Origin of the sequence: Anabaena sp. CA = ATCC 33047, from assembly GCF_963870205.1 — a bacterium.
Taxonomy (GTDB): Bacteria; Cyanobacteriota; Cyanobacteriia; order Cyanobacteriales; family Nostocaceae; genus Trichormus.
On record NZ_CAWMSA010000044.1, the window covers coordinates 34,906 to 52,371 of the forward strand.

Below are 17,466 nucleotides of genomic sequence, written 5' to 3' on the forward strand. Positions count from 1 at the left end.
GAATTTAGTCTAAAAGTAAAGTATAAATTCAGACTAAAGATACGAATAAAAACAGAATGTATACAACCTTTGAAATATATAATTATTCTGACTTCTGATGGAAGTAAGATAATTTTTTACTACTTATTATTCAAAACAATAATTATTAGAAAAGTTTAGGCAAGGTATGCTTGAAACGAAATTAAACACATCAAATAAATTATGATTTTTGGCAGGAAGCCAATTAGAGCAATGATGAGGTATGACTTCGAGGAGGAATAAAACCTGGTTGTTTTCTTTATTCTTAATCTGGCGTTGGTTGTGAAAAAAAAACCGACTTTGGGAAAATAATTTATGTATGTAGCACTTTGGCCAGGGAATGTTTATCCCTTGGGAGCTTATTGGGATGGAAAAGGTACAAATTTTGCTTTATTTTCAGAGAATGCCACTGGTGTAGACCTTTGTTTATTCGATGAAGATGGTGGAGAAATTCGGCTACCTTTGACAGAAAAAACCAATTTTGTTTGGCATGGTTATGTCCCTGGAGTGGGGCCGGGAAATCGGTATGGATTTAGAGTTCATGGCCCTTGGTCGCCAGAGGTAGGACATCGTTTTAATCCCAATAAATTGCTGATTGACCCCTATGCTAAGGCAATTGATCGCGAGGTTATTCATGATCAGGCTATTTTTGGCTATTCTTGGGATGCACTAGCAGCAGATTTAGCCTTTTCTGATGTAGATAATGCTGAGATTGTGCCGAAGTGTGTTGTGGTTGATGAATCTTTTGATTGGGGAGAAGACAAACTACTATATACACCGTGGCATGAAACCGTAATTTATGAAACCCATGTCAAGGGTTTGACTAAGCTACATCCAGAGGTTCCAGAAGAATTGCGTGGTACTTATGCTGGGTTGGCACATCCCGCAGTGATTTCTCATCTGCAAAAACTCGGAATTACAGCCGTTGAGTTAATGCCTGTACATCATTTTTTATCCTATCCAGGGCATCTCATAGAAAAGGGATTGAGGAATTATTGGGGATACGATTCTGTTAATTATTTTGCGCCTCATGCTGCCTACAGTGCCAGTGGTGCTTTAGGACAACAAGTCACCGAGTTTAAGCAGATGGTTAAGGATCTGCACTTTGCAGGAATTGAGGTAATTTTAGATGTAGTCTACAATCACACGGCTGAAGGTAATCACTTAGGGCCTACGCTGTCATTACGAGGCATTGATAATAGTGTGTATTACCGCTTGGTCGAGGATAACCCCCGCTACTACATGGATTTTACAGGTTGCGGTAATTCTTTAAATGTGCGCCATGCTCAAGTTTTAAAGTTAATTATGGATAGCTTGCGCTACTGGGTAACGGAAATGCACGTTGATGGCTTCCGTTTTGATTTGGCTTCGGCGTTGGCGCGAGAATTATATGAAGTAGATAGCCTAGCCGCTTTTTTTGACATTATCCATCAAGACCCAGTTTTAGCTGATGTAAAGCTAATTGCTGAACCTTGGGATTTGGGAGAAGGCGGTTATCAAGTAGGGAACTTTCCCCTACGTTGGACTGAGTGGAATGGTAGATATCGGGATACTGTCAGAGATTTTTGGCGTGGTGCGGATAATAGTTTGGGAAGTTTTGCTTATTGTTTTACTGGTAGTCCAGATTTATATCAAACAAACGGGCGCAGTCCGAATGCAAGTATTAATTTTATTACTTCCCACGATGGTTTTACCTTGAATGATTTAGTCAGCTACAACCACAAGCACAATCAAGCCAATGGGGAAAATAATCAGGATGGTGATAACAATCATAAATCCTGGAATTGTGGCGTGGAAGGCGAAACCGAAGACCCAGAAGTATTACGTTTGCGGGAACGTCAAAGACGAAACTTTTTGACTACGTTAATGCTGTCTCAGGGTGTGCCGATGCTGTTAAGTGGGGATGAATTGGGCTGTAGTCAAAAGGGTAATAATAATCCCTACTGCCAAGATAATGAAATTTCTTGGCGACATTGGGATTTACAAACATCAAATCAGGATTTATTAGACTTTACACGCGAGTTGATTTATTTTCGTCATCAGCATCCAGTATTCCGGCGGCGTAAGTGGTTTCAAGGTCGTCCTATTCATGGTATTGGCATTAGTGATATTGGTTGGTTTAATGCCGATGGTAGTGAGATGAGTGAAGAACAATGGCTGGTGAGTTATGCCAAAGTATTGGAAATTTTCTTAAATGGTGAGGGTATTGCTACTCCTGGCCCGCATGGTGAACGCATCATGGATGAGAGTTTTTTGTTATTTTTTAACGCTCATTATGAGCCACTGGAATTTGCTTTGCCTAGTAGTTTGAAAGATAGGGCATGGCAAATAATCATTGATACGAATGAAACACGATTTCTGCAACATCGCCATTTAGTTTCAGGTTATCAAACTGTACCTATGGTTGAGCGATCACTCGTGGTTTTACGTTGCATTGGTTAGGGTAATTTTCACTAGGATTAAATATGAAACTAGGGGCGCATTATTTAGGTGATGGTTATTGTGAATTTACTGTCTGGTGTCCAAATGCCCAAACTGTGGACTTAGAAATTATTTCGCCACAAACGCGCCTGATACCGATGCAAAAACAAGGGAATTATTGGCGAGTTACGGCAACAAATATTGAACCAGGAACTCTTTATTTTTATCATTTAAATGGTCAGGAATCTCGACCTGATCCAGCATCAAATTTTCAGCCGCATGATGTACATGGCCCTTCTCAAGTCATCGACCATAGTTTTACTTGGAATGACAGTAATTGGTCTGGTGTTCCTTTAGAAACTATGATTATTTATGAGTTACACGTTGGTACTTTCACGCCAGAAGGTACTTTTGCCGCGATAATTCCTAGATTACCAGATTTACGAGATTTAGGCATCAATGCTATTGAATTAATGCCCATTGCACAATTTCCGGGGTCAAGAAATTGGGGTTATGATGGCGTTTATCCGTTTGCGGTGCAAGATTCTTATGGGGGGCCGAAGAAGTTAAAACTATTAGTTGATGCTTGTCATCAACAGGGAATTGCTGTCATTTTAGATGTAGTTTATAACCATTTTGGCCCCGAAGGTAATTACATGAGTCACTTCGGGTCTTATTTTACCCAAACCTATCGCACTCCTTGGGGAAGTGCGATTAATTTCGATGATGCTGATAGCTATGATGTGCGGCAATTTTTTATTCAAAACGCGCTTTATTGGTTGGAGGAATATCATATTGATGCGCTACGTTTAGATGCTATTCATGCTATTTATGATTTGGGTGCTAAACATTTTTTGGCTGAACTTGCAGAAAATGTAGCTGTGTTTTCTCAAGCGCAGGGAAGAAAAGTTTATTTAATTGCTGAAAGTGATTTAAATGATTCTAAAGTAATTCGTCCGCCTGAATTGGGTGGTTATGGAATTGATGCCCAATGGAGTGATGATTTTCATCATTCATTATATACTTTATTGACAGGCGATCGCCTGGGTTATTATGCTGACTTTGGTCGGTGTGAACATTTAGTTAAAGCTTATACAGATAGTTTTGTTTATGACTGGAAATATTCCCATTTTCGCAACCGGTTTCATGGGAATTCGGTCAGCGATCGCCCTCCCCATCAGTTTATAGTTGCTATCCAAAATCATGACCAAATAGGTAATAGAATTTTAGGTGAGCGATTATCGCAGCTAGTTACTTTTGAAGCCTTAAAATTAGCGGCTGGTGCAGTTATTTTATCCCCTTACATTCCGCTTTTATTTATGGGTGAGGAGTATGGCGAATTAGCACCTTTTACCTATTTTGTCAGCCATTCAGATCCAGATTTAATTAAAGCTGTGCGGGAAGGACGCAAGCGAGAATTTGCGGAATTTCACGCTGAAGGTGAACCACCTGATCCAGAATCACCGGAAAGTTTTTTGATGTGTAAATTGCATTGGGATAAACGTCAACAAGGTAAGCATAAAATTATCTATGATTTTTATCGCCATCTTATACAATTGCGGCAAAAACATCCGGCTTTGAGGACAGATAATCGCCAAAATTTACAAGCTGGTTGTATTGAAGATAAAAAACTTGTGTGGTGGAGAAGACACAACGCAGAACATCAGATATTTTGTTTAATGAATTTCCATACAACAGATATAACTGTTAACAATGAAATCATCAATAATAAGTGTCTAAAAATTTTCGACTCTGCTGATAAACAATGGCTAGGTAATGGTTCTATTTCACCAAAAGAAGTTAACTCACAATCAGAATTAACTCTCCGCGCTCAAAGTTTTGTCCTCTACGAAACTTGATAATTTATAGTTTTTCAAATTTTGAATTTTTAATTTTGAATTGATATCATGCGTATTCCCATAGCAACTTACCGAATACAATTTAATGCTCAATTTCCTTTTCAATCGGCTAAAGAAGTCACCAGCTATTTAGCAGAATTGGGAATTTCTGATGTTTATGCTGCACCAATTTTTAAAGCGCGAGTAGGTAGTACACACGGCTATGATATAGTTGACCCTAATCAACTCAATCCCGAATTAGGAACTCAAGAAGACTTTTTTGACTTAATTCAAGAACTAAAACAACATCAGATGGGTTGGTTACAGGATATTGTACCCAATCATGCAGCTTATGATAGTCAAAATAAATATCTGATGGATGTTTTAGAAAACGGGGTTAATTCTATCTATACTAATTATTTCGATATTGCCTGGAATTATCCGATCAGCAATGGTTTTGGTAATCCTCATGAACCAATTTTAACGCCACTTCTGGGTAAATTTTATGGAGAAGCATTAGAAAATCAAGAAATTCAATTACGCTACGACCAAACAGGATTGAGTGTTAATTATTATAACTTGAAGTTGCCAGTTAATTTAGAATCTTATGCAACTTTCTTAAGCCAAAATTTAAGGGAATTAGCTAAGACTTTAGGGAGAAAACATCCTATATTTGTCAGGTTGCTAGGTATATTGTATATGGTCAAGCATATACCTCAAGATGCCACACCAACGGAAAGACAAGACCAAATAGATTTTGTTAAAGGGTTGTTATGGGAACTGTATACAGACTATTCAGAAATTAAAACATTTATTGATGATAATGTTCGTTTATTTAATGGCGAAATCGGTAAAGCAGAAAGTTTTAATCTTTTAGATAGTTTGCTTTCTGAGCAATTTTTTAGACTCTCATTTTGGAAAGTTGGGGCTGAGGAAATTAATTACAGAAGATTTTTTACAGTCAATGAATTGATATCATTAAAAGTAGAGGATGAAACAGTCTTTAAAAACACTCACAATTTAATTTGTAAATTAGCTAAGTCAGGTGAGTTTACAGGGTTGCGAGTTGACCATATAGATGGACTTTATGACCCAAGTCAGTATTTACAAAGATTGCGAGAAAAAATAGGCGATGTATATCTGTGTGTAGAAAAGATATTACAAACAGGAGAAGAATTACCTGAGAATTGGCAAATTCAAGGGACTACGGGATATGAATTTTTAAATTATCTCAATGGAATTTTTTGTTTAACAGACAATCAAGATGCTTTTACTCAAATATACTATCACAATACAGGCTGGAGAACACCTTATGAGCAAGTTGTGACTGAGAAAAAACATTTAATGATTGAGAGAAACTTAGCTGGTGATATTGATAATTTAACTTATATTTTAAAGAAAATAGCAGGTAAACATCGTTATGGTAATGATTTTACTATCAACGGCTTAAAACGAGCGATCGCAGAAATTTTGTCTCGCTTTCCTATTTATCGCACTTATATCAATCAAGATGGGATAACAGCAGCAGATATTCCCTATATTCAAGAGGTTATTCAACAGGCTAAATCCCATCTTCCCTTACTACATCATGAATTGAGTTTTATTGAAAAATTACTGTTACTAGAACATGATGATTCTCTCACACCCGAAGAACAAGACCAAAGACTTTATTTTGTGATGCGCTTGCAACAATATACAGGGCCATTAATGGCTAAAGGTGTAGAAGATACAGCTTTATATGTTTATAACCGTTTTATTTCTTTAAATGAAGTTGGGGGAAATCCTGACCGTTTTGGAGTGAATCTGGATGAATTTCATGATTTTAACCAACAACGACAAGCTTGTTGGCAGTATACCATGAATACTACCTCAACCCATGATACAAAACGCGGTGAAGATATTAGAGCCAGGTTGAATGTCTTATCAGAAATTCCTCAAGCATGGGAAACACAAGTACGTAAATTTTATGAACTGAATCGTGAATATAAAACCAGCTTGACGAAAAAAGTTTTTATGCCGGATAATAACGATGAATACTTATTTTATCAGATGTTAGTGGGAGCATTTCCCTTTTTTGAACATGAGTATGAAAATTTTTGCGATCGCCTCTTAGATTATCTCCTCAAAGCTATTCGAGAAGCCAAAGTTTACACCGCATGGTTAAGACGAAACAGCACCTATGAAAATGCTGTAATTGACTTTGCTACCAAAGTTTTAACACCTTCAGCAGACAACCAATTTTTACAAGAATTTATTCCCTTTCAAAAACGCATAGCTGACTATGGAATTTTCAACTCCCTGTCACAAACCTTACTAAAAATTACCTCTCCCGGTTTTCCCGACTTCTATCAAGGGACAGAACTCTGGGATTTTAGCATGGTTGATCCTGATAACCGTCGTCCGGTTGACTTTGCCATCCGTAAATCTTACCTCCAAGAGATTAAAGCACAAATTCCCACAGATATCCTCAAATTAATTGATGAGCTATTAGCAAATAAAGCAGATGGTAGAATCAAGATGTTTTTGATTCTGCAAGCTTTAAAATTCCGAGTCAATAATTTACAGGTTTTTCAGCAGGGTAGTTACTTACCCTTAGCAGCCAAGGGAAAATTTAAAGACCACATTATCGCCTTTGCGAGAATTTATCAAGACCAAACTATTATTACCATTGCATCCCGATTTTTTACCAGCTTAATTCAGCCTGAACAATATCCATTAGGTACAGAAGTTTGGCAAGATACTTACATTGAGTTACCCCCAGCCACACCTTCAACTTTACTAGATGGTATGACTGGACAAATAGTTAAAGCTGATAAAATCTTGTTAATTGGCGAAGCATTAAAATACTTTCCCGTGGCGTTGTTAGGTTATGATTTAAAAGACACTAATCAGATTTTGCCAGAAATGTCACTTTCAGAAATATAATATGCAAGCTCATCAAGCAAAATATCCACAGATAGTTAACGCCGAAGAATTACAAGAGTTAATATCTAGGTCTGATTTATTGCTATTGGTAGTTTTTTTCTCTCCTGTATGTGGCCCTTCTCATTTGATAGAATCAGTTTTGGCTGATGTGAGTGTCAAAATGCAGTCAAAAGTTAAGATAGTGAAAATTGATAGTGAAGCTTATTCTAATTTAGCTTCGCATTATCAAGTTCATCCTTTACCAACACTATTAGTTTTTCAGGATGGTAAATTAATAGGAAAGATAGAAGAAGAAGAAAGTAAAAAGTTAATGTCATCGGCAAATCTTATTCAACGTCTGCAACCTTTTATGAAAAATCACAGCGTTGCTGATTGAATTTAGGAATTAGTTCGCGCATACCGCCAAGGCGGAACCCCCAGGGTAGGTGCATACCGCAAGCGGAACTCGCAGAGTAGGCGCAAAGATTAATGAGATATCACCTAACCGCTAAATAAATTGCTAAACACATCTTGTTTTAACGAAATGCAAAAAAACAAAATTTAACCTATTATAACACATATAAAGGTTTAGCATTACTAAACCCCTACTCGCCAACTAAAATTACTTCTTTGCCCACAAGTCAGGATAAGCTGATGTATCTAGGCCGTTTTTTTCAACTTGACTATGGCAACGATTAACGACAACTACCTGAAACTGAAAGCTGGATATCTGTTCCCGGAAATTGCACGCCGGGTAAATGCCTTTGCGGAAGCTAATCCCGATGCTAAGATTATTCGTTTGGGTATTGGTGATGTCACCGAACCCTTGCCAGAAGCTTGCCGTCAGGCGATGATTAAAGCAGTGGAAGAAATGGGCGATCGCAACACGTTCAAAGGCTACGGCCCAGAACAAGGTTATGCTTGGTTAAGAGAAAAAATTGCGGCTCAAGATTTCCAAGCACGGGGATGTGACATTGATGCTTCTGAAATCTTCATTTCCGACGGTTCTAAATGCGACACAGGTAACATTCTCGATATCTTCGGAGATAACAACGTTATCGCCGTTACTGACCCAGTTTACCCAGTATACGTAGATACCAACGTAATGGCGGGACATACTGGTGCTGCCAACGATAAAGGCGAGTTTGAAGGTTTAGTTTACCTGCCCATCACCGCCGAAAACAACTTTACCGCCCAAATACCCAGCCAAAAAGTAGATTTAATTTACCTCTGCTTCCCCAACAACCCCACAGGCGCAACCGCCACCAAAGAACACCTGAAAGCATGGGTAGACTACGCCAAAGCGAATCACTCGATTATTTTCTTTGATGCAGCCTACGAAGCATATATCACAGATCCTTCATTGCCTCATTCTATCTACGAAATCGAAGGTGCAAGAGACTGCGCCATTGAGTTTCGTTCCTTCTCCAAAAATGCCGGCTTTACCGGCACTCGTTGCGCCTTAACCGTCGTACCCAAAACCCTGACAGCCAAAGCCGCCGATGGTTCGGATGTCGAACTGTGGAAATTGTGGAATCGTCGCCAGTCTACCAAATTTAACGGCGTATCTTACATCATACAACGGGGAGCCGAAGCGGTTTACTCAGCAGCCGGACAAGCACAAATCAAAGAATTAGTCAACTTCTATTTAGAAAACGCCAAAATCATCCGCGAAAAACTCACCGCCGCCGGACTAGCCGTTTATGGTGGCGTAAACGCGCCTTACGTTTGGGTGAAGACTCCTAATGGTCTTTCTAGTTGGGATTTCTTTGATAAACTACTGCATACTTGCAATGTTGTCGGTACACCTGGTTCTGGCTTTGGTGCTGCCGGTGAAGGCTACTTCCGGATTTCCGCCTTTAACAGCCGGGAGAATGTGGAGGAAGCCATGAAGCGGATTACCGAAAAGTTTAAAGTATAAAATGTTGTGGTGGGCATTGCCCACCCTGCTCAATTCTGCTGTTTGTATCCCTAGGGTGATGTATTGCAGAGCAGTCGTTGAGAAGATATCCCCAAACCTCTGCTGTCTTTCTAGTTTAAACACAAAAACCCCGGTTTCTTCAAGAAACCGGGGTTATGATGTTGGTACTAACCTACTGTCTACTTAGTTTCAGTGAAATCAGCGTCAATCACATCATCACCGCCACCAGAGGGAGCCGCACCGCCATCACCAGGAGCAGCACCACCAGGAGCAGCACCACCAGATTGTTGATAGATGTTGCTACCAACTGCAAACAGTGCTTGTTGTAATTCTGGTGTTAACTTCTTGATTTGCTCGTCGTCTTCCTTAGCCACAGCTTCGCGCAGTTCTTTCACTAAGCCTTCAACTTTTTCCTTATCAGCAGCCGGAACTTTATCACCTAATTCTTGCAACTGCTTCTCGGCTTGGTAAGCCAAAGAGTCGGCTTGGTTCTTACGCTCAATTTTCTCCCGACGTTCTTTGTCAGCTGTGGCGTTTTGTTCAGCTTCTTTCACCATGCGGTCAACGTCGGTTTTATCTAAGGTAGAAGCACCAGTAATACTGATGGACTGTTCCTTACCAGTACCTTTGTCCTTAGCGGTGACGTTGAGGATACCGTTAGCGTCGATATCAAAGGTAACTTCAATTTGAGGTACGCCACGGGGTGCGGGAGGGATACCATCTAAACGGAAGGTTCCCAAACTCTTGTTATCGTTGGCAAATTCTCTTTCACCTTGGAGAACGTGAATTTCTACGTTAGTTTGACCATCCACGGCGGTAGAGAATACCTCGGATTTCTTGGTGGGAATTGTGGTGTTACGAGGAATAATCTTGGTCATCACACCGCCCAAGGTTTCCACACCCAAAGATAGTGGTGTTACGTCTAACAACAAGATACCTGTAACATCACCAGCGAGTACACCTGCTTGAATGGCTGCACCAACAGCTACCACTTCATCAGGGTTAACGCTTTGGTTAGGGTCTTTACCCAAGATAGTCTTGACGACTTGTTGGACTGCGGGGATACGGGTAGAACCACCTACCAGTACAACTTCATCAATATCATTTTTGCCTAACTTGGCATCACGTAGAGCCTGTTCTACGGGAATGCGACAACGGTCAATCAAGTCTGAGCAGAGTTCTTCAAACTTGGCGCGGGTTAGGGTCATATCCAGGTGCTTAGGCCCGTCCTGGGTAGCGGTGATGAATGGGAGGTTAATTTCCGCTTGGGTAACGCTAGAAAGCTCAATCTTGGCTTTTTCTGCGGCTTCTGTTAAACGTTGCAGTGCTTGTCTGTCTTTGCGGAGGTCGATACCTTCGTCTTTTTTGAACTGTTCTGCTAAGAAATCAACGATTTTTTTATCGAAGTCGTCACCACCGAGGTGGGTGTCACCAGAGGTAGCTAATACTTCAAATACGCCGTCGCCTACTTCTAATACAGATACGTCGAATGTACCACCACCCAAGTCAAATACTAAGATGGTTTCGTTGCTTTTTTTATCAAAACCATAAGCCAAGGAAGCGGCGGTTGGTTCGTTGATAATCCGCAGGACTTCAATACCAGCGATTTTACCAGCGTCTTTGGTGGCTTGACGTTGGGAGTCGTTGAAGTATGCGGGAACGGTGATTACTGCCTGGGTGACGGTTTCGCCTAGGTACTTACTAGCGTCTTCAACTAATTTACGGAGAACCTTAGCAGAAATTTCTTCTGGAGCAAATTGTTTACCAGCACCAGGGGAGTCTAGCTTGACGTTACCGCCACTGCTGAGAACTTTGTAAGATACTTCTGTAGCTTCGTTGGTAACTTCATCAAAACGACGACCGATAAAACGCTTCACAGAGTAGAAAGTGTTTTCGGGGTTCATCACCGCTTGGCGTTTGGCGATTTGTCCTACCAAAGTGTCGCCATTTTTCGCAAACGCTACTACTGAGGGGGTGGTGCGGAAACCTTCGGCGTTAGCGATAACTGTGGGTTTACCACCTTCCATTACTGCGACGCAGGAGTTAGTTGTACCTAAGTCAATTCCTACTACTTTTGCCATTTTCGGTGCTGGCTCCGTATAACTACAAATGAACGAATGAGAATATCAGGGACTTTATTTTTGAACCAACTATTGAGAGAAAGCAGTTAGTTCAGCATTGATCACCTTGGTTGTGGTTCTCCTGGAGGTGAAACTCCAAGTTACGCTGATATATATACTGAGCTTGTATAGTCAGTCCATGAAGGGGGGTTTCCCGAACAATGGAGGGGACGGTTAATTTTAAAAGGTGTTTTTAGTGGGTTCATGGATCAAACTGCTTTCACTTTGTCTAATTTATGAGAATTAATACCTTGAGTAATTAGGGTGAACCGTAATGCTAAAGTGGTGTTTGCCGTCTGGAGAAGTAAATAAGGGCAGTTTGAGTGAGGCGATCGCTCGATTTATCCCCCACACGGTAAAATTATCATGGGGTCAATCTCAACTATCCATACAGCGTGAAAACTGACAGCATCTTTTATCGTTTTTTTCAAGAGCTTCCCAGCATATTTTTTGAGTTAATTGGCAATTCACCCGACACCGCTACCGCTTATCAATTCTCATCAGTTGAAATCAAGCAGACTGCATTTCGTATTGATGGCGTTTTTCTACCCACACAAGACAACCCCATTTACTTTGTCGAAGTCCAATTTCAAATCGATACAGAAATTTATTCGCGCCTGTTCTCGGAAATCTTTTTATACATTCGTCAATATCAGCCCAGAAATCCTTGGCGGGCTGTAGTCATCTATCCTACGCGCAACCTCGATACAGCCGACACCAATCATTACAGCGAATTATTAGCTAGTCCTCGTGTTCACCGCATTTATTTAGATGAATTAGGTGAAACAGCTACATTACCAGTGGGTATTGCTACACTAAAATTAGTCATAGAAAATCAAGATACAGCAATTACCACCGCCAGAGAGTTAATCGATAGAACTCGACAAGAAATTAATCCCGAATCTCAACAACGACAGTTATTAGAATTAATAGAGACAATCTTGGTTTATAAATTCCCAAATTTGAGTCGAGAGGAAATTGAGAGCATGTTTAGTTTAAGTGATTTGGAACAGACAAGGGTTTATCAAGAAGCTAAACAAGAAGGTAGACAAGAAGGTAGACAAGAAGGTGCGCGTCAAGAGAAATTGCGTTTAATTCCTTTATTGCAAACATTAGGGTTAAGTGTAGAACAAACAGCGCAGGAATTAGATTTGACAGTCGAAGAAGTTCAGCAAGAATTACAAAAACAATCACCAAATCAAGATAGGTAAATTGGATTTCATAGATAGCTATCATTAATTTTGTATATTGCATTGTTCCTATGGTTACTCTGTCCCCCTCCCTACAAGCTAAACTCGCTCAACCCCTAAAAATCGGCTCATTTGCAGTGAAAAGCCGAGTTCTTCAGTCGCCTTTATCTGGGGTGACAGACATGGTGTTTCGTCGTCTTGTGCGTCGCTATGCTCCAGATTCGATGATGTACACTGAAATGGTGAACGCTACAGGCTTACACTATGTCAAGCAGTTACCGAAAATTATGGAGGTAGATCCCAACGAACGCCCTATTAGTATACAGTTATTTGACTGTCGTCCCGATTTTCTCGCGGAAGCAGCTGTCAAAGCTGTGGCGGAAGGTGCGGATACTGTTGATATTAATATGGGGTGTCCGGTCAATAAAATCACTAAAAATGGTGGTGGTTCTTCGCTGTTGCGACAGCCGGAAGTCGCAGAGGCTATAGTTCGGGAAGTGGTGAAGGCTGTTGATGTGCCTGTAACAGTTAAAACTCGTATTGGCTGGAATGACAAGGAAATCATCATTCTTGATTTTGCCAAACGTATGGAAGATGCAGGGGCGCAAATGATTACTGTGCATGGACGCACCCGCGCACAAGGTTACAATGGTAATGCTCGTTGGGAATGGATAGCCCGTGTGAAAGAGGTGCTGTCAATTCCAGTCATTGGCAATGGGGATATATTTTCTGTAGAAGCGGCGGTGAAATGTTTAGAGGAAACTGGCGCGGATGGTGTGATGTGTTCCCGTGGCACTTTGGGTTATCCGTTTTTGGTGGGAGAAATTGATCATTTCTTGAAAACTGGGGAGATGTTACCCGCACCAACACCAATTCAACGTTTGGAATGTGCCAGAGATCATTTACAAGCTTTATGGGAGTATAAAGGCGATCGCGGTGTGCGTCAAGCCCGTAAGCACATGACTTGGTACGCTAAGGGTTTTGTAGGTGCGGCGGAATTACGGGGACAATTAAGTGTGATTGAAACTGTTCAACAAGGTTTAGACTTGATTGATAGAGCTGTTGAGCAGTTAGCTCATGGTTATGAGCTGATGGCAGAAGCGGAAAATTTTCAAGTCGCTTAAGATATGATCCAGGCGATCGCACACAATATAATCAAAGTGCGATCGCATGACTTCACTCAGTTTTACCTAATATTTCTAATAACTGCGCCTCTGTTAATTGGGTAATTCCCAAACTTTCGGCTTTGGCTAATTTAGAACCTGCATCTTTACCCACAACTAAATAATCAGTTTTTTTACTCACTGAGTCAGTAACTTTACCGCCTGCTGTTTGGATTAATTCTTTTGCTTGCTCACGGTTTAAAGTCGGTAAAGTTCCAGTAATCACAAAGGTTTTACCTGCTAATTTTTGATTACTGCTACTAACTGCTGATTGTACTTGTGTATTCTCCAGTTTTAACCCGGTGGCTTTTAACCGTGCGATTAATTTTTGATTCGCATCAATCCGAAACCATTGATAAACAGCCTGAGCAATTTCCGCACCTATACCATAAATCCCCTCAATATCTGATTGCTTGGCTGTGGCTAACTGTTCAACTGTGCGATACTTGTCAGTCAGGAGTTGAGCATTGACGCTGCCAACGTGACGGATGCCTAAACCATATAATACCCTTGACCAAGGCTGATTTTTTGATTGGGCGATCGCCTGAATTAATTTCTCTGCTGATTTCTGTCCCATCCTTTCTAATTCACATAATTGTTCTTTTGTCAAGGTGTATAAATCAGCAACGGCATGCACCAAACCCTTATCCACAAGTTGATGCACTAATTTCTCCCCCACGCCTTTAATATCTAAAGCATCCCGACTTACCCAATGTTCAATCGAACCTTTGAGAATGGCAGCACAGGAAGCATTGACACAGCGAGTCACCGCTTCCCCAGTTTCTCTAACCACAGGTTGTCCGCAAACTGGGCAATGGCTAGGCATAACAAAAGGTTGGGTATCAGCCGGGCGTAGTTCTTTCAGTACCCGCACAACTTCCGGGATGATTTCTCCAGCCTTGCGGACTATCACAGTATCACCGATGCGGATATCTAATTGAGCGATGCGATCGCTATTATGTAAAGTCGCTCTTGATACCGTCGTCCCCGCTAATTCCACAGGGCGCATTTCTGCCAACGGCGTTAAAGCCCCGGTTCTTCCCACATTCACCGCAATATTTTCTACACGGGTGGGTGCTTCTTCGGCGGGATACTTTAACGCCACAGCCCACCGGGGGAATTTCTGCGTAAAACCTAACTGTTCTTGTAATTTATAGGAATTCAGCTTGACTACCACCCCATCAGTCATGTAAGGTAAATTTAGTCTTTCCGTATCCCAATATTTATAGTATTCTGCCACCTCCGCCAAAGATTGACAAAGGCGATGCTCACAGTTCACCCGAAAACCTAACTTTTGCAACAGTTCCAAAGCTTCCCATTGGGTATTAGCAATACTCGCGTCATCCATCCCCGGAATGTGCAGCGTATAGGCAAAAAAATCTAACCGTCGTTGTGCTACAATCCGAGAGTCTAATTGTCTGAGTGTACCGGCGGCAGCGTTACGAGGATTAGCAAATAACTGTTCTCCGGCTTTTTGTCGGCGTTCGTTGAGGTTTTGGAATACTTCCAGAGGTAAAAAAGCTTCACCGCGTACCTCTATCTTTTCAAGATTTTCTAAGCCATCAAAGTTTAACCGCAACGGAATTGAGCGAATAGTCCGCACATTTTGGGTGATATCTTCGCCCATCTCCCCATCACCCCTAGTTGCACCTCTCACGAGGATACCATTTTGGTAAGTCAACGCCAAAGCCGAACCATCAATTTTTAATTCTGTCACGTATTCGGCTGAGTCTGTTGGCGGTACTTGTCTGCGCCAACGTTGCTCCCATGCTTGCAATTCTTCCAGATTAAAGGCATTCTCTAAACTATATAGGGGTATATTGTGCCGCACAGAAGTAAAGTGTGTGGCTGGTTTTTCCCCGACGCGCTGAGTTGGGCTGTCTGCTGTGACTAATTCGGGATATTCCGCTTCTAATTGTTGCAGTTCGCGATATAGTTGGTCATAGACTGCATCTTCCATAATCGGTGCATCTAAGACATAATAAGCATAGCTGGCTTGTTGCAACAATTGGCGCAGTTCTTGAGCGCGTTTGATTTCAGTCTGAGTGGGAATCATGAGAGTAAATTACAAGTTGCCTAATGGATGATAGATAAAATTGTCGCAATGATCAAAACTAGGGTACAAACCTAAATTAATTTATATATCTAAAGGTGTGGTTTCCACTGCTATGATTACCACCAATGGGTAATGAATATAAGGACTTTGCTTAGTTAAATTCAAAGCGTAACCAGTAAAAATTTGCACGGGCTGACTACCAGGAGTAAGATTATGTCAGATACAAGCAAACGCGGTTTCGCTTCGATGGATGAAGATAAGCAACGCGAAATTGCTAGTAAGGGCGGGCGCGCTGCTCATGAAAAGGGTACTGCTCACGAATTCACGCCGGAGGAAGCGCGGGAAGCTGGGCGTAAAGGTGGCGAAACTGTCAGTCAAGATAGGGAACACATGGCGGAAATCGGGCGTGAGGGTGGTAAGCATTCTCACGGTGGGGGACGGAAGAAGGAAACTGAGGACGACTCAGAAAGCTAATTGATTGCTTGTGATCGTGCTAGGGTGTTTTAAGGTGTCTTATGCACCCTAGTTATGGGAGGTTTTTAAACGCAGAGGGGCGCGGAGGTAAACGCAAAGGTACGCGGAGTTTTTATAGGAGTTTGGTTAATGCTTCTATTAGGGTTTGGTTTTGTTGTTCTGTGCCTATGGTGATTCTTAGTTTATCTTCTAGTCTCGGTTGTTTGAAGTAGCGGATGTATATTTGTTGTTGTTTGAGTTGTTGGTAGAGGTATTCGGCGTTGTTTTGCGGTGGTTGCACTAGCAAGAAGTTGGTTTGGGATTCCCAGACGCGAAAACCCAGGTGTTTTAGGTTTTGTGTGAGTTGTTGGCGTGCGGTTTTGATTTTGGCGACACAGGTGTTTTTATAGGTTTGATCTTTGATGGCTACTGCTCCTACTGCACAGGCGATCGCATCTATGTTATAACTGTCTTTGACTTTATATAATCCTGTTAATAATTGCGGGTTGGCTACGCCAAAGCCTAGTCTTAGTCCTGCTAGGGAGTATCCTTTGGATAGGGTTCTAATTATTATGACGTTTTCGTATGCTTGCGTTAAGTCTAAGGCGTTCTCTTCGGCAAAGTCTACGTAAGCTTCATCTATTACTAGCACGCCTGTTATTTGATTGGCTAATTCTCTCAAGTCTGCGGTTGAAACTAGGTGTCCCGATGGGCTATTGGGTGATGCAATAAATGTGACAGCCCCATCCGCTTTTATCAGTGCTTCTAGTGGTAAGCTGTAGTCTTCTGGGTAAGGTATCTCGATTATTTCCGCCGCTTGCATCTCGGCTAATGTACGATATAATACATAGGTCGGCATGGGATAAACTATCTTTTTCCCTGGTTCGACACAGGCGCGAATGATGATGCTTAAGAGTTCATCGCTACCATTACCAACTATGATCATCTCATGGGGAATTCCTAAGACTTGACTAACAGCTTGTCTAAATTGTCCACCATAAGGTTCGGGATACCTCCGCAACCATTCCCCATCAATATTTTGCAATACTGCGAGGGCGGCAGGGGAGGGAGGATAGGGATTTTCGTTACTGTTAAGTTTGATGACTGGTGTATCCCTTGGTGGTTGTTCACCTGGTACATAGCTAGCCATTGCATCAATGTTACTACGAAAGTAGGACATAAAAAGTTCACTTAGTTATTAGTCATTAGTTATTAGTCATTAGTCATTAGTCATTAATTATTAGTCATTCCCCCTCATCTTCCTCATCCCCCACCCTGCGGGTAGGCTTACGCCATCGTAAGAGAAGCAAGCTACATCCCCCTCATCCCCCTCATCTTCCCATTCCCCAGTCCCCAGTCCCCATTCCCCAGTCCCCAGTCCC

The 17,466-nt window shown here is 41.5% G+C and carries 10 protein-coding genes and 1 pseudogene; 8 read left to right on the forward strand and 3 right to left on the reverse strand.

Features of this window, described 5'->3' with window-relative positions; all coding sequences use genetic code 11:
• Window positions 1–333 precede the first annotated feature (333 nt).
• The 5 genes from glgX to AACS98_RS12265 all read left to right on the forward strand — a co-directional run bounded on the left by glgX (window position 334) and on the right by AACS98_RS12265 (window position 9,102).
• Window positions 334–2,460, forward strand: a complete 2,127-nt coding sequence (gene glgX / locus AACS98_RS12245; RefSeq protein WP_066380151.1) for a glycogen debranching protein GlgX — start codon at window positions 334–336, stop codon at window positions 2,458–2,460.
• Window positions 2,461–2,483: 23 nt separating this feature from the next.
• On the forward strand, window positions 2,484–4,298 hold the full coding sequence (gene treZ, locus AACS98_RS12250) for a malto-oligosyltrehalose trehalohydrolase (protein WP_066380152.1): 1,815 nt from the start codon (window positions 2,484–2,486) through the stop codon (window positions 4,296–4,298).
• 48 nt (window positions 4,299–4,346) lie between these two features.
• Window positions 4,347–7,202: a malto-oligosyltrehalose synthase gene (gene treY / locus AACS98_RS12255; protein WP_066380153.1), complete on the forward strand. Its 2,856-nt coding sequence runs from the start codon at window positions 4,347–4,349 to the stop codon at window positions 7,200–7,202.
• 1 nt (window position 7,203) lies between these two features.
• A complete protein-coding gene (locus AACS98_RS12260; protein WP_066380158.1) occupies window positions 7,204–7,578 on the forward strand; it encodes a thioredoxin family protein in 375 nt (124 codons plus the stop codon).
• A 288-nt stretch (window positions 7,579–7,866) separates the two neighbouring features.
• Complete coding sequence (locus AACS98_RS12265) at window positions 7,867–9,102, forward strand: LL-diaminopimelate aminotransferase (protein WP_066380159.1); 1,236 nt, start codon at window positions 7,867–7,869, stop codon at window positions 9,100–9,102.
• Window positions 9,103–9,281: 179 nt separating this feature from the next.
• On the opposite strand, the gene dnaK is transcribed toward AACS98_RS12265, so the two are convergent.
• Window positions 9,282–11,183: a molecular chaperone DnaK gene (gene dnaK, locus AACS98_RS12270; RefSeq protein WP_066380160.1), complete on the reverse strand. Its 1,902-nt coding sequence runs from the start codon at window positions 11,181–11,183 to the stop codon at window positions 9,282–9,284.
• Window positions 11,184–11,617: 434 nt separating this feature from the next.
• Between dnaK and AACS98_RS12275 the strand changes: the two genes are divergently transcribed.
• Together AACS98_RS12275 and dusB are read left to right on the forward strand one after the other, a co-directional pair.
• Complete coding sequence (locus AACS98_RS12275) at window positions 11,618–12,433, forward strand: Rpn family recombination-promoting nuclease/putative transposase (protein WP_066380162.1); 816 nt, start codon at window positions 11,618–11,620, stop codon at window positions 12,431–12,433.
• 50 nt (window positions 12,434–12,483) lie between these two features.
• Window positions 12,484–13,536 (forward strand): tRNA dihydrouridine synthase DusB, encoded by a 1,053-nt coding sequence (gene dusB / locus AACS98_RS12280; protein WP_066380164.1) that lies wholly within the window; start codon window positions 12,484–12,486, stop codon window positions 13,534–13,536.
• A 52-nt stretch (window positions 13,537–13,588) separates the two neighbouring features.
• Here dusB and ligA read toward each other — a convergent pair whose 3' ends face one another.
• Window positions 13,589–15,631, reverse strand: coding sequence for an NAD-dependent DNA ligase LigA (ligA, locus tag AACS98_RS12285; protein ID WP_066380167.1), 2,043 nt, complete (start codon window positions 15,629–15,631; stop codon window positions 13,589–13,591).
• A 213-nt stretch (window positions 15,632–15,844) separates the two neighbouring features.
• Between ligA and AACS98_RS12290 the strand changes: the two are divergent.
• Window positions 15,845–16,099: pseudogene (locus AACS98_RS12290) on the forward strand (general stress protein); the annotation flags it as partial.
• Window positions 16,100–16,217: 118 nt separating this feature from the next.
• Here AACS98_RS12290 and hisC read toward each other — a convergent pair.
• Window positions 16,218–17,264 (reverse strand): histidinol-phosphate transaminase, encoded by a 1,047-nt coding sequence (gene hisC, locus AACS98_RS12295; RefSeq protein ID WP_066380171.1) that lies wholly within the window; start codon window positions 17,262–17,264, stop codon window positions 16,218–16,220.
• Window positions 17,265–17,466 lie beyond the last annotated feature (202 nt).